The sequence below is a fragment of the Thermodesulfovibrionia bacterium genome (assembly GCA_030646035.1).
GTDB lineage: Bacteria > Nitrospirota > Thermodesulfovibrionia > UBA6902 > UBA6902 > JACQZG01.
In genome coordinates this window covers 1-20,194 of the sequence record JAUSMY010000056.1, presented here as the reverse complement: position 1 = coordinate 20,194, position 20,194 = coordinate 1, and the positions used below count along the sequence as shown (strand labels likewise).

The 20,194-nt window shown below is 39.7% G+C and carries 20 protein-coding genes; 1 reads left to right on the top strand and 19 read right to left on the bottom strand.

Annotation, left to right across the window (positions count from 1 at the left end):
- Nucleotides 1-89 precede the first annotated feature (89 nt).
- The 7 genes from Q7U10_08755 to Q7U10_08725 form a co-directional block, all read right to left on the bottom strand.
- A complete protein-coding gene (locus Q7U10_08755; GenBank protein MDO8282689.1) occupies nucleotides 90-248 on the bottom strand; it encodes a Com family DNA-binding transcriptional regulator in 159 nt (52 codons plus the stop codon).
- Nucleotides 249-327: 79 nt separating this feature from the next.
- Nucleotides 328-804: a lysozyme gene (locus Q7U10_08750; GenBank protein MDO8282688.1), complete on the bottom strand. Its 477-nt coding sequence runs from the start codon at nucleotides 802-804 to the stop codon at nucleotides 328-330.
- Nucleotides 788-1,243 (bottom strand): hypothetical protein, encoded by a 456-nt coding sequence (locus Q7U10_08745; protein ID MDO8282687.1) that lies wholly within the window; start codon nucleotides 1,241-1,243, stop codon nucleotides 788-790. The genes Q7U10_08750 and Q7U10_08745 overlap by 17 nt, the downstream gene beginning before the upstream one ends.
- A 172-nt stretch (nucleotides 1,244-1,415) precedes the next feature.
- Entirely contained in the window at nucleotides 1,416-1,685 is a 270-nt protein-coding gene (locus Q7U10_08740; GenBank protein ID MDO8282686.1) for a hypothetical protein, read from the bottom strand.
- A 66-nt stretch (nucleotides 1,686-1,751) separates the two neighbouring features.
- Nucleotides 1,752-3,944 carry a hypothetical protein gene (locus Q7U10_08735; protein MDO8282685.1) on the bottom strand — a complete coding sequence of 731 codons (2,193 nt, stop codon included), beginning with the start codon at nucleotides 3,942-3,944 and terminating at the stop codon, nucleotides 1,752-1,754.
- Nucleotides 3,941-5,800, bottom strand: coding sequence for a hypothetical protein (locus tag Q7U10_08730; GenBank protein ID MDO8282684.1), 1,860 nt, complete (start codon nucleotides 5,798-5,800; stop codon nucleotides 3,941-3,943). Before Q7U10_08730 ends, Q7U10_08735 begins: the two co-directional genes overlap by 4 nt.
- Nucleotides 5,797-6,687 carry a hypothetical protein gene (locus tag Q7U10_08725; protein MDO8282683.1) on the bottom strand — a complete coding sequence of 297 codons (891 nt, stop codon included), beginning with the start codon at nucleotides 6,685-6,687 and terminating at the stop codon, nucleotides 5,797-5,799. Before Q7U10_08725 ends, Q7U10_08730 begins: the two co-directional genes overlap by 4 nt.
- A 762-nt stretch (nucleotides 6,688-7,449) precedes the next feature.
- Between Q7U10_08725 and Q7U10_08720 the strand changes: the two genes are divergently transcribed.
- On the top strand, nucleotides 7,450-8,634 hold the full coding sequence (locus Q7U10_08720) for an MBOAT family O-acyltransferase (protein MDO8282682.1): 1,185 nt from the start codon (nucleotides 7,450-7,452) through the stop codon (nucleotides 8,632-8,634).
- A gap of 28 nt (nucleotides 8,635-8,662) precedes the next feature.
- Here the strand turns inward: Q7U10_08720 and Q7U10_08715 are convergent, their stop codons facing one another.
- The 12 genes from Q7U10_08715 to Q7U10_08660 all read right to left on the bottom strand — a co-directional run bounded on the left by Q7U10_08715 (nucleotide 8,663) and on the right by Q7U10_08660 (nucleotide 20,091).
- A complete protein-coding gene (locus tag Q7U10_08715; protein ID MDO8282681.1) occupies nucleotides 8,663-9,046 on the bottom strand; it encodes a hypothetical protein in 384 nt (127 codons plus the stop codon).
- A 234-nt stretch (nucleotides 9,047-9,280) separates the two neighbouring features.
- Nucleotides 9,281-11,029, bottom strand: coding sequence for a hypothetical protein (locus Q7U10_08710; protein MDO8282680.1), 1,749 nt, complete (start codon nucleotides 11,027-11,029; stop codon nucleotides 9,281-9,283).
- Nucleotides 11,030-11,313: 284 nt separating this feature from the next.
- Entirely contained in the window at nucleotides 11,314-12,576 is a 1,263-nt protein-coding gene (locus tag Q7U10_08705; protein ID MDO8282679.1) for a DNA/RNA non-specific endonuclease, read from the bottom strand.
- A 21-nt stretch (nucleotides 12,577-12,597) separates the two neighbouring features.
- Nucleotides 12,598-13,287: a peptidoglycan-binding protein gene (locus tag Q7U10_08700; GenBank protein MDO8282678.1), complete on the bottom strand. Its 690-nt coding sequence runs from the start codon at nucleotides 13,285-13,287 to the stop codon at nucleotides 12,598-12,600.
- A gap of 31 nt (nucleotides 13,288-13,318) precedes the next feature.
- Nucleotides 13,319-14,431, bottom strand: coding sequence for a His-Xaa-Ser system radical SAM maturase HxsC (gene hxsC / locus Q7U10_08695; protein MDO8282677.1), 1,113 nt, complete (start codon nucleotides 14,429-14,431; stop codon nucleotides 13,319-13,321).
- A gap of 4 nt (nucleotides 14,432-14,435) precedes the next feature.
- On the bottom strand, nucleotides 14,436-15,905 hold the full coding sequence (hxsB, locus tag Q7U10_08690) for a His-Xaa-Ser system radical SAM maturase HxsB (GenBank protein ID MDO8282676.1): 1,470 nt from the start codon (nucleotides 15,903-15,905) through the stop codon (nucleotides 14,436-14,438).
- A complete protein-coding gene (locus tag Q7U10_08685) occupies nucleotides 15,889-16,245 on the bottom strand; it encodes a hypothetical protein (protein MDO8282675.1) in 357 nt (118 codons plus the stop codon). Before Q7U10_08685 ends, hxsB begins: the two co-directional genes overlap by 17 nt.
- 153 nt (nucleotides 16,246-16,398) lie before the next feature.
- Nucleotides 16,399-17,268, bottom strand: a complete 870-nt coding sequence (locus Q7U10_08680) for a ParB/RepB/Spo0J family partition protein (protein ID MDO8282674.1) — start codon at nucleotides 17,266-17,268, stop codon at nucleotides 16,399-16,401.
- Nucleotides 17,255-17,707 carry a DUF488 family protein gene (locus Q7U10_08675; protein MDO8282673.1) on the bottom strand — a complete coding sequence of 151 codons (453 nt, stop codon included), beginning with the start codon at nucleotides 17,705-17,707 and terminating at the stop codon, nucleotides 17,255-17,257. The genes Q7U10_08680 and Q7U10_08675 overlap by 14 nt, the downstream gene beginning before the upstream one ends.
- Nucleotides 17,708-17,730: 23 nt before the next feature.
- Nucleotides 17,731-19,155 carry a DNA polymerase III subunit beta gene (locus tag Q7U10_08670; protein ID MDO8282672.1) on the bottom strand — a complete coding sequence of 475 codons (1,425 nt, stop codon included), beginning with the start codon at nucleotides 19,153-19,155 and terminating at the stop codon, nucleotides 17,731-17,733.
- Nucleotides 19,156-19,267: 112 nt separating this feature from the next.
- Complete coding sequence (locus Q7U10_08665; protein MDO8282671.1) at nucleotides 19,268-19,681, bottom strand: hypothetical protein; 414 nt, start codon at nucleotides 19,679-19,681, stop codon at nucleotides 19,268-19,270.
- Nucleotides 19,678-20,091: a JAB domain-containing protein gene (locus tag Q7U10_08660; GenBank protein ID MDO8282670.1), complete on the bottom strand. Its 414-nt coding sequence runs from the start codon at nucleotides 20,089-20,091 to the stop codon at nucleotides 19,678-19,680. The genes Q7U10_08665 and Q7U10_08660 overlap by 4 nt, the downstream gene beginning before the upstream one ends.
- Nucleotides 20,092-20,194: the final 103 nt, after the last annotated feature.

Genomic DNA, 20,194 nt, shown 5'->3' with positions numbered 1-20,194 from the left:
CTTTTTTGTCTGCCATAATAAAAAATGCCCGGCTTCCCCACTGTTAAGCAGAGAACCGGGCATCATGTGCCTCTTTAGGTTATGGTGTATTAGCTTGCTTTCTTAAGTGCTTGAGCACCCCTGAAGGTCTGTAAGAAATTGCAGCGGGGGCATTTGACCTCTATCTCTGTAAACTCTCCTTTGAATAATAGCTTCCCGCATTTTTTGCACCGTACATTAGGTAATTCAGCGGGCTTCTTTTCTTTCATTGCTTAATTTATAACAGCTTTAAAAGAAAAGTTCACGCCACAGCGTGTCACTTTTTTAATTACTTTGAAACATCTCCATTTATGCCGCCTGTTTTAATCCCATATTTGCCGACATGCAATACATATCGGCCTCAGCCCGGCGCCTGCGAATAAGACCATTTAATTTCCGCCCTCCGGCATAAACCCATCGCATAAACTGCACCGCCACTTCCGCAGAATATTCGCCGCGATTGATCTTCATTCTTAACGTGCTGCTCTGTAAAGCGCCGGAGCCAAGGTTAAAAACAAATGATACAAGAGCATCAAACTGTGAGTCTGATAATGGCACGCTTATTAATCTCAGGACAGCCCTCTCTGCTGTATATAAATCCTTTTCCAGTATCGCCTCTCCCTCTTCTTCTGTTACAGATGTGAAAACTTCACCTTTTCTTATTAAATGCCCGAATGCTATTGTCCAATAACCAGCCGGGCAGATATAAGGCGTTGTTGAAAACTGCTCAAAATCCTTAATCAACTTTCGCCCCGCTGGCGTTGTCTTTCTATGACTTCTTGCCAAAATAGTACCTCATGCTCCGTGACCCGAACCAGAAACTGATAATCGTGCAAAAGATCGCCATGTCTTCTGCTGTCCAGACCTTTGAAATATCATTTGCAACTGCATACTGTTCCGCCTTCACCCATGTGTAAACTCCAAAGAATGAATATGTAATAATCGGGCGTACGCTGGAATTAAGAAAGGTAAGTGTCGCATCAACCCAGCTGACACCGGATAATGTAACCTGAGCAGATTGATAGAGCGCCTTGCTCTCTGCGATGTCAGCCTCGGCATTAATCTCCTCAAGCCTTTCCATGTGTCCCTGAGCCTGAGCCTGCATCTGCAGCTCCATCACTTTCAGCTCATGGTCTTTATCCCGCTTATCCTGCCAGAACTTCAGCAGATTAGGTGCGAATGAAGTCAAAAACCCGAACACTGTCCCGAATACACTCAATACCATATCAGCATCCTCCTTTATTCATCAGTCCCCTTTTTATTACAGATGATCATAAATAATATCTTCACTATCGGTAATTCCTTCATCGCTTCAAGATCGGGGCAGGTACTTACCTCACGGCATCTGCAACAGATGTCATTGAGCCCAACTTCTTTTATTCCATTACCGATCTTCATTACTTGAGAATTACAGCTATAAGCGTTGTGATCACTAAAAGAATCACCGCCCAGAATTTTCTATCAATACTCTTGACGTTATCCTTCAAACCTTCCACCTCCGTCTGATCTGCTTTTTTATCAAGATCGCTCTTCTCCGCTTTATCGCGAAGTTTATCGAATAAGCATTCAACATCTTTTCCAAGAGGGCTGTGTTTTGTATCACAAAGTTTTTCTACTGCTAATTTATAATCCTTAAACCGTTCCTCTGTTACATAGGTATCAGACACATTATCCTCCAGTGGTTATGTATAGTTCCCCGTCTTCAAGGTTGATCTCATAGCTCCACTTATCCTTTATCTCGTTTCGCTCTCCGCAGGCCTTGTGCTGCACCGGCATCTTGGATGTGTATCTTTGACCGGTATCGGACAGTCCGCTATCGGATAATCACCGGCAAGCGCCCTGCATATCGGGCAGGCATCAGGTGCAGGAGCGAACTCCACCTCTTTAATCTCCCACTCACCCCATTCGTCGAGCTTCGCCCTTTCTGCCGCCATGGAGAGTTCACTCCGTGCAAGGCGCTCCCAGTCTGAATTGGCATCGCTGAATTTACCCTTAAGTATTGATGCCACTTCCTTTGGATTTTTACCCGCTGCTACCGCGCTCTCTATCTCTGTAATGATCTCATCCTTGATCCGGCTGGTGGCTTTGTCCTTTACAAGATCAAAACCGGAATTGACAATATCTTCAAATATCTCTCTATTCTTTATGATGTCCAGAATCGGGACTGCCGCAATTGATGACTGCGGAGGAATAGAATCTATATCTTTCAGGTCAAACCCTTCATCCTCTTTCTGAACCACATAAGCAGCTGCTATCAAGCCGAGTGAATAAGCCTGCCCATAATAATAAGGAAGGTCATCAAGCTTTAAACCTTTTAAGTATTTATCGAGCGCCTTCTCAAGATCCTTCTTTTGTATCTCAGTAAAAATAAATTTGTCGGGAGATTTTATGACCTCTTCCATGTCGATACTTAATATCCTGTATGACCTGTTCTCAAAATCACGCCACTTATCTTTTAGTTTTGTCTCATATTTTGTTTCAAGATCATCAAGGTCAGGCCAAAACAAGGGACGTTTAAATTCCTTGCCGGCATAGCTTTTACATCCACATGTTTTACCCTTTATTATCGGATACTTATTGCCGCCTATTTCAACGCTTGCTTGACTGTTGATTTCTATCATGCCGGCATTATTCTGCATCATATCTGCCTGTGCATTTAGGAATCTTGCCTGTGCTGTTGTGACGAGGTCGCGGATGTTTGGAGTTTCAAAGACCACACCCCAGTCCCCGGGTTTATCCTCTGAAGTAGTAATGCTCTTCCATGTATAGCCTCTTAATTGAAGGAAGGTGGAAAAAAGCTTTATGTATCCGGGGAGCATCTCTGCCCCTCTGACCTTTGCATCGGCAAGCATCATCTCTGCCTCAATGTTTGCTTTACCTCCGGCTCCGCCCCAATAAAGCCCGACGCTCCACGCGGCAAGGCCTGTCTTTGCAAGTATCTGCTCGCTTGCATGACGGATCGGTATCATAAAATTAAATAGCTGTCCGTCATGTCCTATCACAGATACACTGACGTCTGAATCTGCGCTTCCGGCTGTAACAAGATCAGCGCTCTGCCCCGCTCTCTTTGTCTCTATGACCGTTGTAAAATCTGCTTCAAGCTTCTTTCTTCTGCTCTCCACCTCCGTCTGGTTGCCGGCCTTCGCGCCTTTCAAATGAATATGGTAAGAAGGATCTCCAAAGCGGTCGCCTGAGTTCTTCATCGCATTCTCAAGAGTCACAAGGATATTCGCGCAAAACTCCATTGAGCGCATCAGAGATACCCCGTGCGGGTCTGTATTCTCATTGTTCATGGAGAAATATATCTTATTGGCAGGATTCAGCTTCACCTCATTTACACCGTTAATATTAACGGCCTGCCCGTATGAGGCGGTAAGTATCTCCTGAATAATATTAAGAGGCGTTGAATAATATTGCGGCCTCCGCGCAGGGGAGTCTCCGGGATAACGGTACCAGGGTTCAGATCTGCCGTCTTTGTTTCTCCTGAAGATAATATACTTGCTGTCAGGCACCCTGAGTTCCTGAACATCTTTAAGGTCTTTTGTCGCTACGATCTCAGGAAGAGCAAAGCCCTGTTCAAACTTCTCATTAGACATATTTCTGTGGAATGCATTTATGCCGGTCTGCATATCACCAACAGGAATGTTCCGATGAAAATCCTCAAGCTCTCTGACAAGCTGCGCATTATCCCCGATTATCTTGATCGTCCCCTCAAGAGATATGAGCCGCGAAATGGCGGCATCAATTATTGGGATACCTTCCCTGAGCACCTCATAAAACTCGCCTGCTATCTTTCTGAAGACATAATTATTAAACCAGTCGGTCATGGGACCCTGAGGGCTGCTATGACGTAACTGTGAGATAGCGATTATTCCATCAGGCGCGGCTTTACTCTCATAGATCGTGCCGTCTGCTTTTAATATCATCGGACATTACTCCCGGATGAAAAATAGTCTTCCACCATTGCCGAAAAGAGCTTTGCCAATATCTGCACCCTGTCAGCGTCAATAATATGATCATCTTCTTTTTTGTATATGCGGTGCTTTCCTCCCTGTCTGACCGTATGGTTTGGGTAAAACAAAACCATATCAGGGTCAGGAGGATATTCAAGCTCCTGCCTTTGCATCTTTTGGACCAGGATATCTGTTGCCAGTTCCTTGAGCGTTATCGTTGCCGGCTTCTGTGTCTTTGTCTCGATTATCGGCTCGCCGGCCTCATTGATATTGTCAGCCGTTGATTCAAACATAAAACCTTTCAACCTGTGACTGTAATTCTTATGCCTGTATCTGGGCTCACCCTGAAGTATATGAGTAACAGCTGAACCGGCATTGCCAAAGTCAGTTCCCCACATTATCGATTCGATGGGGCCGTAAACATCATCCATGGCATCAATCGCCTGGCATTGCTGGTCATATGTAACATGCTTCAGCTGAAGACGTGCGACTGTCCGTTCCTTTTTCCCGATGATGCTCTTTATTAATAACTCAGTAGGATCACCGCTGAAACCAAAGTCACCGCCGCCGCGCTTAAGGCCGGGGATCGAGATAAAAAAGCTCTTGATCAGCTTTCTGAACTCCGATTCGTTATCATCATTAAAATCAAAGAAGGTCGATGCCTTGTATGTTTCATCAATAAGAGATATCACCCTCGGCACCGGACCGTCATCACCTGGGACATACTCGCACTTATAGCCGTTAACAATGACCTCATTGTTGCCTGAATCAACAAGAACCTTAAGACATCGATAATCCGGGACATCCTTGATCGTGAGGCCGAACTGTGTCCATGGGAAGACAGAGTTCTCAGGATCGCCGTCCTGCGCCATGACATTGTGTTTGTAACCGGCAGAGTCCTCTCCGCCGTACTGCTCAACATAGAACTGTTTCCTCTCAGGGGTCCAGTACGGTACCGGCATTAATGTCTTTGGCCATACAAAGAGCTTGAATTTGATATTCTTCACATGCCCCTGTGCGCCTTTTAAGGAATCGATCTTCATCTCCTCTTCCTTCTTCGTGCTCTTTGCTCTCTCTTTGAGCTTATAGAAATCACAGGAGCGGTCACCATCCAGCACGGAATAAAGCCTGACGATACAGTTTGGCTTTACCGCCCTCCAGAACTCAGACCACTGCGCAGGGTTTTTGTCCTTCACTCCTTCATCCTTAAATGCAAAGGTCCTTGCATGCACTCCCCTGTATGCCATTCCTTTGTCGCCTGAAGGCTTGAAATCGATCTTGAAACCATTTGTAAAGTAAAAAGCATGATGCGGGTGTTTCTTCCAGCCGTCCTTATGGCGTCTGTGCCACCTACAGGCTCCAAGATCAGGGTTCCAGGTAAACTGGTCATCCATCGCCTCGATGATCTCGTCAAGGTGAGACTGCATCGGAGCTCCGATCAGACCGGAGCCGTTTTGCGTGGTAAACCCTTTCTGAAGACCAAGGGCAACGATCTCTCTTGTTTTACCAACCTCGGCAGCATCAGCATGAATAGCATGCCCGGGATATCTCAGTGACTCTATCTGATAATCAAAAAGGTTGTAAGGTTCCTTGTGGTCAGGATCCTCAGGCTCTCTCAGAAATGCCTGCACCCATAAGACAGGATCTGCACATATACAGGCTAATTGGAATTGATCAAGGCTTTCAAACGGCATAGGGAATTCGTTCCTTGCGAGCTGATGCCATGTCCAGTCGTGAGCTTGCAGCCACTTCTCAAAATCAACTTCAGGAACACGTATCCCTTTTTTAAGATCAGCAAGCTCAATAGGCTCCATTACCTGAGGATTCATTCTTTATCCTCTTTCCTTGGAACTCCGCTCATCATCTCAGCAAGGGTCTTATGGAACTTATCGCCCTGTTTCTCCTTTGCCAGCTCTCTTGGAGTAATATTCAGATCCTTCGGAGTAAAGCCGAGCGCCTCTGTAAGCTTTGCAAGATATGGGATTGCCGGATGGACCTTGAGCTCACGCCCGATAACAGTGCCATCTTTATCAAACTTGTCGCCCATGACCACAACTCCGTCCTCTATTAATGCTTCCTGCATCTTTCTGAGTATCTGAATATTTGCAGATGTAGTCAGTGCAGCCATACTGTTGAAGTCGTCATAATTGTTATTCTTGACGGCATCGAGAATAGCCATAAATGCCTCGTACAGATACTCTGCATCCATGCAGGGTTGTCCAGGGGCGGTATTGCCGCCTTCGATCAGGACACATGGATAATCAGGGCATGTCTTTTTACAGGGGCGTGTCAGGCGACTGAAAAGGCTGTCGGCATATGAGCCATGCTTCCATGCGTTATGACGGCTTGCTTTTTTGCCGGCATCAGTCTTGGGCCCTGTGGAGGCGCCTTGCTTCTGCATCGCCTCAGTTGCTTTTTTCTGGGCCTTGCGCCTCTGCTCAACAGCAGCCTTAGACAATGTATAAGAACGTCTCTTCACCTTGAAACGCTCAGGGATCCCGAATTCTTCCGTCTCTGGTGCATCTCCGCCTGAGGCCTTTTTTAACGTCTCTTCAAGGTCACGGATCTGTTTGATGTCATTGGTGAGGCCTGTCTCGCCGGCAGCCAGCTTCTTGGCAACATTAGACTTCAGCTTAAGAAGAAGCATTTCAGGGGAAAGCTCTCTCAGCTTCTGCTCTTTCTCTTTGTCTGTTGATGCGTTATCTTTTTCAGCCATAACAAAAAATGCCCGGCTGCCCCGCTATTAAGCGGAGAACCGGGCATCATGTGCCTCCAAAAGTGTATATAACTTGATTATCTAAATAAAATCATAGAGATATAACAGGGATTTTTCAAGATATGGTTTAAAAATAATGACACGCTGTGGCGTGGGGGGGGAGTGATAGGTTACAATTTCTCAAAAACATCAAATAACAATAAAAACGACCAAGTTATGGATATTCAATATTTATGTTATACGATAAGCCCAGCTCATATCAAAATAATATGCAAACAGCGCAACACAATAAATTTCATAATCGTCAGAATATAATTAACAGATTTCAGCTATTAAAGTTATGATTTATATAATTTTAATAAAAGCTAAATCCGTTAATAAATTCTTACTAATTATTCGTATATAATTATTACTGGGGATAAATGAGGTTGCGAAGTTGGCTGAGACAGTCCCCCCAAAATATTCATGCCATTTAACTCTACAGAATATTTAATCTTTCTTTCAATAGTATTAGCATGTTATTTTCTCGTTAATTCTAAATGTCGTTGGATTATTCTTCTGGTAGCAAGCTATTTCTTTTATGTTTATTCGGAACCAATATACATAATTTTAATTCTATTTTCTACGGTTACAACCTATTTAGGTAGTCAAAAAATTATTTCGTCTGAAGGCCTCAAAAAGAAGTTTTGGCTATTTTTTGTTTTATTCTCAAATATAGGGTTGCTCTTTATTTTTAAGTACTTAGATTTATTCTTGAGATTTGTGAAAATTATAATTCCCTCTTTTGGTATCCCATCTTTTTACAACATTCATAATATCACTTTACCCATTGGTATCTCATTCTATACTTTTCAAGCTATTTCATACTGCCTTGATATATATAATAAGAAGTATATTCCTGAAAAGCAGTTCAGTAAATTCGCCTTATATATTTCCTTTTTCCCAAAACTTCTTGCTGGGCCAATAGAACGAGCAGACAATTTGCTTCCTCAATTTAATAACTTGCCGACAATAAATTTAAATGCAGTTCTAAATGGTGTTAAACGGATTCTTTGGGGTCTTTTTAAAAAAATTGTTATAGCTGACAAATTAGCTTTAATAGTTGATTTGGTTTATGGCAATCCATATGGGAATAACGGATTTACTTTCCTGCTTACAACATATATATTTGCCTTCCAAATATATTGTGATTTTTCAGGATACTGTGACATTGCTATTGGCACAGCACAACTATTTGGATACAGGCTATCAGAAAATTTCCAAAAACCCTACCTTGCAACATCAATTGCAGATTTTTGGAAAAGATGGCACATAACGCTAATGTCTTGGTTTAAGGATTATATATATATTCCTCTAGGTGGCAATACTGTATCTACTTATAGATGGTATAGAAATATAATGATTGTTTTTTTAGTTAGTGGATTATGGCATGGTGCAAGTTTAAACTTTGTTATATGGGGAGCAATACATGGTCTATTTTATGTGTCTGGCGTCATGACTGCCAATGTTAGAGAATATATTGCTGAGAAAATTGGTTTAAATAAATATGATAAATTACATAAGTTAATTAAAACAATTGTAACCTTTAATTTGGTTTCTTTGGGCTGGATTTTCTTCCGAGCAAATAATCTTACAAGTGCAACCTATATAATCAAAACTATCATGTCTGATATGTTCTCACTTGCTGATCTTATTCCTAATGATACATATAACTTATGGTCAATATTTAAAATACAGGGTATTTCTCAACTTGAATTAATTACATATTTATTATTACTTATATTTTTCTTTTTAAATGAAACGTTCGACTGGATTGAAAGGTATTATTATAAGGCGGACATTAACCATGTAACAATAAAGGAATTATGTTTACTAAATATCATAATATGCTCGTTGCTATTTCTGGGTGATATCGGAGGAAAATCTTTTATTTATTTTATTTTTTAAAAGAGATTAAAACGAATTCGTAGATAAATTATCTTCTTATGTCAGGCATTTCAATAATGCGATACCATACTCCGTCTACCATCTTCCATTTTGTGCGTTGCGAAATCACCTGTCTTTGTCCTGACGAGTCTTCATAAACCATACTATATCGGACCATTCCTTTAATTCCATCTGTTTCAACTAACACCTCATCTACAGAGCCCGCTATCACTTTATACGACGTATCCTTCGTCCATTCAATGTAGTATTCCTTTGCTCTTTCACCACGAACTGACGATGGTTCAATGAATTCCTCTATTGCCTTGACATCATGCTGTTCATCCCCTGTGAGGGAATGGAGTGTATTGATCCAAATGGTTGCCTTCTCTTGCAATTCCTCAACAGGGCTTTTCTCGCAACTGACTATAGACAAGGCGAGAATCACAACAAAGAAATTTACCTGCAATAATCTCATGTAAGTTTTCCTTTTAAGCATAGCGTTTAGCTGCCTGGCACTTGCCGCCCGCCTTTACGTCGACTTGATTACTAAAATTCGTGCAGTACATGGCTTCTCCTTTTTAGTATAACAATTAACATAAGACATGTCCTTTTTTTCTGGCCTTCAAATTAGTGTAGATAATAAAATACAACTACAAAATACAGTGTATTAATGCTCATTAAGAGAATATTCATATATTCCGCCCAAAAAACCAAAATCACCAGCAAAAACAACATTACTGCCGTCTGGCGAATAGCTTGGATCCCATTCATCTCCAACGGTAAAGGTTAACTGTCTAATATTTTCTCCCTTTATACTCATTTCAAATAAATCCCAATTCCCATATTTATGAGCAGCAAAAACAATTTTATTTCCATCAAATGAAATGCTCGGGTCCCATTCATCATATGGAGTATTTGTAAGATTCATTTCTATATGAGATATAAGATCATATCTATAAATATCAAAATTCTCATTACGTCTTGATATATAAAATATTGACTGTGAGTCTTTTGAAAAAACTGGTCTCCAGCTTTCAAAATCATTATTTGTAATAACCGTCTCATGATCCCCGTTTAATTCGGAGTAAACTATTTGTGGCAGTGAATAATATGTTAGTCGAGGATCATAATGCCATTGGGCATATGTGATTAATTTACCATTACTTGAGAACATTGGAATAGCTCCAAATTGGTTTTCCTTATTTGTAATTAATGTCTTGTGTGAATTAGTTACATCGAGAATTGCAATCTTACTTCTGAGTGATGATGGATCTCCTTCTGTATATGCTATCAACTCATTATTTGGCGAAAATGTTGGGTGAAGCTTGTCAGCACCGCCATAGGTTACTCTTTGTTCTGTACCATAAATGATATCATCTTCCATTATTTCAAATTTTCCTTCACGTAATGCTTGATAGATTAATTTTGTTCCATTTTTCGTATACGATGGATACCGTTCGGTCATTGAATGCGATCCTAATATTTTAACGTTCATAGCTTCTTCGGTTTTCATTTTATTTGCAATGATATCAGCGGTCACTGAATGCCCATATGCATTTAAATGTTCATCTTTTACTAAGAAAACTTCATTAGGAAGTTTTTTATACTCTTTGGTTAAATCTATAACTCTAACTCCCAATGAGTTAGCCAAGTCAGTTAATATTTTATTAGGCTTATTCATGTCTAAATATTCAATATTAATCTTAAAAGTTTTAATGACTTCATCAAAATATCTTGGATAGACCTGCTCCTTTGATGGAAGAATAATTAAAATCAACTCCGCTCCTGCTTTTTCTACTTCTTGATTTAAAAGAACAAAATACTTTTTTAGTGCCTCAATATCTGCTTCTTTCTGCGGAGATGACTTATTATAAAATATATTAAAGTCAATATTGTCGTTCTCAGATATATGAAACGGCTCTGTCCACCTTCCTAATGGCAAGTCATCAGAACGTTGATACTTTAATCCATACAGTAAATATCTAAACAGATCAGAATATTGCATTATATAATCTGATATGCTTCGCGATTTAATTTCAACGTTCACAAAATCATTAAAACTACCTAATTGCAAAAAAACCTTTTTAGGTTTTATTTCCGCGGTTAAATCTTTGAGCAAATAATATTCCTCTGCGATTCCAAAGCCACTAACGCCAGCGTTAAGTATTATTTTATTGGGGAAATACCTATATAACATCGAAGTGTATAGTTGTTCAAATTCAACTTGTGCTCCTTGCGTAAAAGAATCACCTAAGAATATCCAGTCACATGCTTTCAACTCCTTATCCATGGGAGTTGATATACCGATACGATAACCTTGATTATTAGTGCGGTATAGTGATTTATATTCACTATCTATTAGAGGTTCATTTAAATTGGGTTTGTTGAAATAATACTTCGATTTCGCTATATACAAATCTTTGATTATATATTCCTGAAATGCATACCTAAATACAACTTCAAAGTATAAGAAAATTGATAGAATGACTATGAAGTTCAATAAATATATAAAGAACCATTTTGCATCGCTATAGAAATAATGTGTTGTATATATCATGATAAAAACGATTGCAAAAACGATCATGGAAATAGATACTTGTTTAAAGAGGAGATAGATTACAAATGGATTGGCAATAAAAAGAGAAAGGACCATACTAAGGGCAAGGCTGGTACAACATTTATTCAAGGCCATAATTCATATTAATTTAAATAGATTGTTGAGGATTCTATGGAGTTTTCAAGCATGTCAGGTAGGTTATCAAAGAAATCTTCATTAGCTAATTTTTCAATATAGTCGATGCTAACCTGATAACTTTTTAAAGACCTATCATAGGAGTCTAAGTCATTATTTATTAAGAAACCATACATTTCATTATTATCAGAATCAAAAATAATTTTGTAAAATGAATCGGGCACCTCGACCTTACTAAGTCCCATAACATCGCTTTTAGTCTCACTATATATAACGCCAGTGATTATATAGAATGTATGCCTTGTTTTGGTAACTCTATCTCTAATTGTATTCTCCAAGAATACCCAAATACCTCTATTAAGGTTTGGACTTTGCGGAGAAATGTTCGTTAAAACGAAAGTTTCATTTTTCAGTAATTGATTCCAGTAAAAATCACCAGCCGGAACCATATGCCCACGATCGTACCCACTTTTCTTGTAATCATTGTTTGTTGCGGAACATGATTTTAAATGATGGTCGTCTATAAAAAAACTGCTTCTTCTTTTAGCTTTTTCGCCATGATCCGTAGATATTTGTTCTGCCGTAAGTCTATGTATGGTAAAATTTGGACCTTTTTTAAGACAATTAAAGTTCACAACAAAACCACGATAGATTACAAAACTGTCTTTTTCATCAGATTCATATTTTAGGTTCTGACTAATAGAAGTATTAATTTCATCTTTTGATAAAGGTGACGTTTCCTGGATGTTAGATAGCAGTCTTTCGTTTTCAGCCTGGCGGATATTTATATTCCACTCCCATGGTGGAATAGGATTTGTTTCAGACCAAATCCCAAGTTTATCAGAACGAGCTTGTGCTTCTTTATCTAATAACGCATTTTTAGTTGAAGTTGATGGTAATACCCAAGCTAAGCCTGCCTCTACTAAGTCCTCATTCAGATCATGTCTATCAGGAAGAATTATGTGAGCAACAATATGACTATTGCCATCAGTACCGACTGGCTTTACTGTAATTATTTTTCCAAGACTCAAATATGAAGTAAAGTTTTTTGCGATGCTTCCGAATGGCTGGTCAACTTTTGGACAGTCAACTTCAGCTAAAATAATAGTTTCTTCATGGTTCTCATGGAGCACTTTGATAATGTCTCCGTCAAGAACCTCTATTACTTTTCCTGACCATGAAGTAGGAGTTACTGCAAAAGACAGAAGCGTTCCATACAATAAAATAAAGAGTAATAAATTTACACTTATTATTTTATTAATATGCTTCATTGTTTTTGTAATTCTCCTGAACTAATTAGTGATTTCCAATGTGCTACTTTCTAATTTCATATAGAGACTCATAAGATGAGTATGTACCGCCTTTGCATCAGCATTGTCTGGGAAGTTCTCTTTAAGCTTACGAGCTAAAAACAAACATGTCTGACCGTCCATCTTACCAGATACGGTGAGATTCTCGCTGGTTTGAAATTTCTCAATAGCAGATTTAGTGCCACTACTCATTATCCCATCAACTTTATTAGCACTAAATCCAAGAAGGTTCAGTGAAAATTGAATCATCTTTATATCAGTAGAATTTAGTTCCTTTAATTTCTTTGATGTATTAGTGTTTTGATTTGTAGAGGGTGTATATATTGAATTTTCAGGAGATGTTGTAGTGTCTGGGTTTGTAGAGGGAGTATATATTGTTTTTTCAGTAGATTTAGTTGAGGTGTTAGTTGTTTTGTCAGGATTTGAATAAGATGAATAATGACTTTGATGGCTACGGTGACTTCTGTGCCCTGCAAATAGCATAGAATCAGAGTAAGTTTCTTTTGCATGTTTGAGAAAGATATCTGGTTTGCTTGATTCCATAATTATTTCAAATTTATCATTAGCCGGTTCTCTTTGGTATATTTGTAGATCTGCAACACTCTCAGTAGCTGATAATGACAATGAAGATAAAACACCTGCCCAAATCTTTAAGAACATTTTCTTTGACATAATATCACCTCTCCTTGAATTATAAAATTGTTTATATAAATGGGCTAATATTACGCCCTCTTATCTTCTCTGAAGATTTAAAAAAACCTCCGCACTCATTTTTCTTATTACAAGCTATACACTCAATTAAATAAATATTCTTCCATTCGGATATGCTTTTTTTTGAAAATCCCCAAAGTTTCTTTGGCAATGTGCATAGCTGATGATTATAAATCGACACGTTCATATTGCGTTGATATAACAATTTAGTTGCTTCTTCAAGCATCGGCATATATTCCAGTGGGTCAATCCAAACCTCGTCTATGTTTTTTAACGCCAAACCAGTTGGCTCTAAGCCCATTAAGGCGATATGACTTACAAATGGAAGGTTTCGATAAATAAATTCACTCCAATTAGTAAGACGAGAATAATTCAATTTTGAAATTACAGTACGTAACTCAATTTTAATATTAAGCCTTTCTAAGTTATAAATACCGTTAATTGTTTCCCAAAAAGCTCCTTTAACACTAACTATTTTATCATGAATTGAATAAACATCAGCATAAACTGGAATACAAACAATCAGGTTTTTGCCGCCAGCAATAGATAATTCTTGAGTCTTGCCGAAGTCTTTCAATACTCTGGCATTGGTCAAAAGTTGAATAGAGGTTTTGGGAAGTTTAGTTCGACATATTGTCAGAACTTCCATTAAGTCTTCCCATACCATTGTAGGCTCTCCGCCAGTTATGCCTATTACTTCTGTTTCAGAATCCAACAAAGAAAGGGTGTTGCGTGATAAATTAATATGATCAAAATTATCGATGCTTTTTGGAGGCTGTGGACACATTATACATCTACAGTTACATTTTTCAGTAAGGAAAATCGCATTAGAGAAAGACTTATTTTCGTATATAACAGTGCCATGTCCAGTTTCTTCAAAGCGCACTATATCTCCAACATCTAAGGCTTGATTATCATCATAAATTCTATATACAAAACCTGTATAGTTCTCTGGCGTGTACGCTCTTGCTTCAAGGATTATGCATGTGTTGCCATTTGACATAGACGCAAAGTATGAAATTGTCCCATTCGCATCAACGCACTTTGACGTTATTTTGCAAATACACATTTTATTATTATTTGTAATTGTTTTAAATGATCTCATGTTATCAAGAAGAAATAATATTATTGTTCATTTCAAATGTGTTTCGCCGAGTAACCCATGACCAAAATACATTTATAATGCTTGAATCATTTCTTTGAAGGTATTCAAATATAATATTGAAAATTGCTTTGTGCTTATGGCAAAAATCAGTTCTCGCACTGTTACCAATAAAATGACCATGCTGGGTATGGTTTCTTATAGGGTCATTTCCACAGTATGGTTGATAGACGCACCAAGCACAGCCTGGAATGGCTTCTATACACGAATTTGAAACAATACTTTTCAGTTTCGGACTACAAAATATTTTATGCCAGCTATCTGTATGCGCATTGCCTAAACAAAATGTTTTATCGCCAGTCATCTTTGCAAGCATTCTGGCTTCATCAGCCGCAAATACGTCACCATTTACCTCATATATAACACCGCCGATACCAACACCTGTTGGAGACTGGAGATCGACAAAACCTGTAGCAAATGGTGTCATGATTTTAGTAAGTAATAAAGTTGCAAATTCTTCAGGAAAATATTGGCCCGCTATGTTTAATTGAATAATATAGTCCAGAGCTTCTTTATAATATTTTACAAATTCATCATGGGTATACCCAATTGTATCCCAGTTTTTGATAGCAGAGCCATACGGATTAATCATTCTCAAGAAAATAGATATAAGTCCATGTCGAAGGTATTCATCAATAACATCATGGAGTTTGTTGATATTATAAGGTGTAACTGTTGTTAACGCTGTAACCTTATCTCGTCCAAGTATATTCATTGCCCAAGAAAGATTCTCAATTACCATGTAATGAGTATTCGTATCCCTTCTGGTTCTACGGCACTTATCATGGATTTCAGGCGGTCCATCTAAAGAGGTAGATATCAGTATATTATTCTTTTTGAGGTAATCCATTTGTGATGAAGTAATTGTGGTTAGGTTCGTGCAAATGACAAAATCCACATTTTTTTTGATAGTTTCATTTATTTCATTAGCGTATTCGACAATATTTTTTACTGCATCAAAAGCAAGAAGAGGTTCGCCACCCTGGAACTCTATTTTTATATTCGATGATGGACTTTGAAAGGCTAAATTGACACATTTCTTGGCAGTTTCAAGATTCATATCATATTCTTTAGACAAAGATTCGTCATCTGAAGAAGCATGGCAATATGAACACTTATTATTGCATCTGTGTGTAACAACAAACATATGAAGGGAAGTAAAGTCGTATAAAAACCTTTTTTTTGTCCGATATCTTGTTGCCAAAAGATCAATTGTCTCTGGAAGATATTCGTGGTAAGCCATAAATTTCGACTGGAGGTCGAAATAATCTTGACTGTTAATATCAATTTGTTTCTTGACAAACTGTTTAAAGGTTTTTTCTTTAAGAAAATAGTAATCACCAACATCATTGGCAAGTAAAACACTGTCATTGATACGTGTGAATCTAAATGGAAGAAATTTATATATTCCCTTCATGATCAAGTTTATCCACTATTTTCTCAATATTATCACAAGGGAAAAATGCTTGAGCTACAATTATGTTTCTTATATCTCTAAAATCTTCTTCAACCTCTATATTGATTTGATTATCGAAAACAAGACGTTCAAAATCTCTTTCAATGTCTGCAGGATTAAATGATTTGTTTTGAATGGGAAAGATAAGAACGCGAATTGTTCCTTGAGATATATTTTCAATAGTACTATTGGCTCTCTCGCTAAAATCAGAAATTGCTCGCTTGATAGCTTTTAGAGTATAAATAGCCTGATCAAATTCAATTGTTATTGAATTTTTTGTTGATTTATTGAATTCATCCATATTAAACATAACCATATTTTATACCAACGTTAACTTATGTTTAAAAGGGTTGTCAATAAAAATCTGGCGTTCTTAAAACGCTAACCTAACTAACATTCGACATGAAAAAAGGGGATTGGTATGGACCAACCCCCTTCTGGGCTATACGCCCCTTTACGCCGCTTCTTCCATTGCCTTCTTGAACCCCTCTCCTGCCAGTACAGACTTCCTGATCTTCATCAACGAACTGATAATGAGGTCGATCCTCTCTGCGCTGATATCGGAATGAAGGCTGAGCTTCTTTAAGTGCTTGACCTGTAGTGTGCCGATTGCCCTCTCAATGTTGCTGATAAGCCCTCTGAAGTCGTCTATGCTCTTTTTCTCCTCAGAGGATAGAGAGGTTAGCTCAAACATTTTGGCTTGATTGTCCATATCAATAAGCCCCTCTACGAAGGACCTGAGCCTGTTGTATGAATCAAGACCGCCGGCACGGATCTTCCTTAGGATAAGTTCCTGCTTCTCTGAAGAGACCCTGCTCATTTCAAAAGCCTGAGAAGGTGTTATCTCCCCTTTAATGACCATATCTTGATGCTCGCCTGTCAGCTTCAACAGGCTCAGTCTCTCGTCTACTCTCCATACCTGTTTGAACCCCATCTTTTTGGCAAGCTTCTCTTTGTTCCAGCCTTTACGTTTTAAGAGAGCCTCAAATGCCTTTGCCTCCTCGATGATATTAAGGTCCTGACGCTGTATGTTCTCAAGCAGCGCCAGCTCCTCAACAAGCGCATCATCCGCCTCAATGACCTTTGATGGGATAGTCTTAAGCCCTGCCAAGAGTGAAGCCCTGTAACGCCTCTCCCCTGCTATTATCATGAACCCCTCACCATGCAAGGGGTCAGTCCGTGGAGTCGTCACTATCGCCTGCAATACACCATACTCTTTGATATTCATTGCAAGCCCTTCCAGCTTTTCCTGATCAAACTCCTTCCTGGGCTGGTTCGGGTTAGGGAATACTTTGTTTATCGGAAGCTCTCTATCGTTTTTCACGTCTCTTATCCCCCCTCTCTTTACAGAATCTTTCTGACAGCACATGCATCTCTACCTCATTGCCATCAAACAGATGCACAGGAACTTCTCCTGCCTTCACAAGCCTTCTGGAAATATCATATAGCCTGTGACAGTCACACGGATGATTCTCCATGCACATAAGCAAAAGATTGAAGCCCCTGCCCTTATGCAGGCGGATAATCTCGTTGATACATTTCTGCGGTACCGGGTTCCCGGATTTCCCGCCGCAGATATCACCGACCCACAAATATCTTTCTTTAAGCTCTTCGATCAGCCTGTTCTTATTGAACTCATACTTCACAGGGACTCTGGAATAAGGGACGGAGCGGACATCGACCAAGAGGCCGATGTCCTTTGCATCCATAATGCTGATTATATGTTTAAGATTTGATTTCTGATACCCGATCGTATAAATCACTCTTGCCTCCTTTAAGGTCATTGTCAAACTCTCATCGGCATAATAACAGCTTTCTTGTTGATAAGGCAGGGAGAGAGTTCTTCGCTAAGCTCCATCGTGACTGTACCGCTCTCGCCGTATGCCCTGACAGCATCAATTATGTACTGAGCATTCATGCCGACTATCAGGGTTTTGTCTTTGCCTTTGCCGCTGCTCTTTGCATCAACGCTCCACTTGTAATCAGCGGTTCCAGGGTTCATACCCTGTATGTCGATCTTGCCGTTCACAGTCAGCTTCACACCTTTACTATCCCTGAGAACAGGCATGACACCTGCCATAACTTCAAGAAACTCTTTTGCATTAAAATCCACCTTGACCGGCTGAGATTTAGGTATGATCTTTTTGACATCAGGATATGTGCCGTCAATCAGCTTTGCAGTCATTGTCCCACCGGCCAGGGTGCAGGAAATATGCTTGGTGTCAGCGCTCAGTCTGACAGGCATCGGGTTATGATAGTCAAGATACATCTCTTCAGCCTGCTTCTGTAAATAATCCTGAATGGTCTCATGCTTTGAGTGAGTGAGCGAGTAATGGCCTACATACCCCTTATGTTCACCTGAGGCGTTAACAGGACCGGAATATGTAATATCTATATCCTCTGCTTTTTTGTCCGCCTTATACTCAACTTTGACCTCATTGCCGAAAACATTAAGTGTATATGTCTTTGTCTCCCACATCCCTTTAACTTCCCTTTCTTTGCTTCTCCAGTCGTCACGGTCATGTTCATATTTGTGAGGATATTTGATAATCGCCTTACAGGCTTTTTCAGGAATGATTATCTGGCTGTTAACATCACCCTTAAAGTTCAGGGTCTCAGTATGCAGACGGTGTCCGTCAGTGCCGACGATCATCTTGTCAGCAAAATTAAAACAGACGCCGTTAAGTGTATATCTCGTATCGCTACCGCCGATTGCTACAATGACTTTTTTGAGGCTTTCGGTGATATTGTCGATCTCAATATCCTTGCCCTTTATATCAGGCAGAACCGGAAAGTCATCCGCGCTCATCGTCCAGATCGTACATCTGTCATTAATCTTAACAGTATCAGGGCTGAAGGCTAACTCGACCTTGACAATATCCTGAGGCAGAGCCTGAATCTCTCTGATCAACAGATCAGCGGGTACACACCTTGCGACAACCGCACCTTTTAAAACTTTGACACGCTTTGTCCATGAGACCTCAAGGTCTGTTGCTGAAACCATGCACTCTTTGTTTGTGAACTCAAGCTTTACAGTTGATAGCACCGGCAGGGTTCCTTTCTTCATGATGAAATCATTCGCAGTCTTTAACGTCTTTGTCAGGGCATCTCGAGATATTTCAATGACCTGAATTTTCTCCTTCTTTGATTCCTTCACAGCCTTTGTCTTTGGTGCTTTTTTGACTTTCTTTTTGTCAGTTGATACACTCATTTCATAAACTCCTTTCTTCGCGGTTTGGGGTTTAGGGCTGTCTTATGACAGCCCTTTTTACTTTTACTGCCGGATCATTCAATAATTCATCACCTCCTTTTTTCATCACCGGTTAATCCTCTTCCGGTAACATTATCGTTATAACCGGCTCGCCATCGTCGCCGGGCCCGCAAACAGCTTTGAGCGTTACAAGCCTGCGCTGTTTTTCCTTCATGACAAAATACAGTTTGTAAAGTATCTCACTCTCTCCGCCTTGCCTGATTTCCCACATGAGCATCCAGAGCGTATCCCACAGTCTGCCGTCTTCTCCCTGTCCCCATGCTCTCGCTTTTTCATCAGGGACAATATAGGTATCCCATACAGCCCTTGTAACAGCTACCGGATACCTGAAGCCGGCTTCCTTTGCTGTCGTTGATACATCCACCAGAAAACCATCCTCAATTGCCTGTTCTCTCGTATAGACAGAGATAACTTTAAATCCGTCAAACGCTCCACCCTGAATTTTGTCTCCTTGCTTTAATCTCATATCAGTCCTCCTTCCATTAAACTTTTGTGTTCTGTCTCTGTGACGATTACATGGTCAATTAAGTTGATGCCGAGGATTTCCCCTGCTTCTTTAAGGCGCTTGGTTATTGTCAGATCATCTCTTGATGGTGTCGTGTCTCCAGACGGATGGTTATGGCCGACGATCAGACTTGCTATGCCTTTCAGTACCGCCATTCTGAAGGTCTCACGAGGATGAACAAGAGAAGCGGTCAATGTGCCGAGGCTTACAAGCTCAACATATTTGATTTGGTTTTTTATGTTGAGCCCGATAGCCCAAAAATGCTCTTTTTCTCTCTCGATCTCAGGCTCAGCTGATAGTATTGATTTCAATATCCTGGCTGCGTCATTTGAACTTTTGATAGACCCTTTTTCACTGACCTGAATCTCCATTAACTATCCCCCTTAATTATTGAGATAGAGCGAGGTAGTAACGGCATCGTGGGTGTCTGTGTTGCTCCCTTCTCGCCTTCTATTTTCCCTCGCTCTATCATCT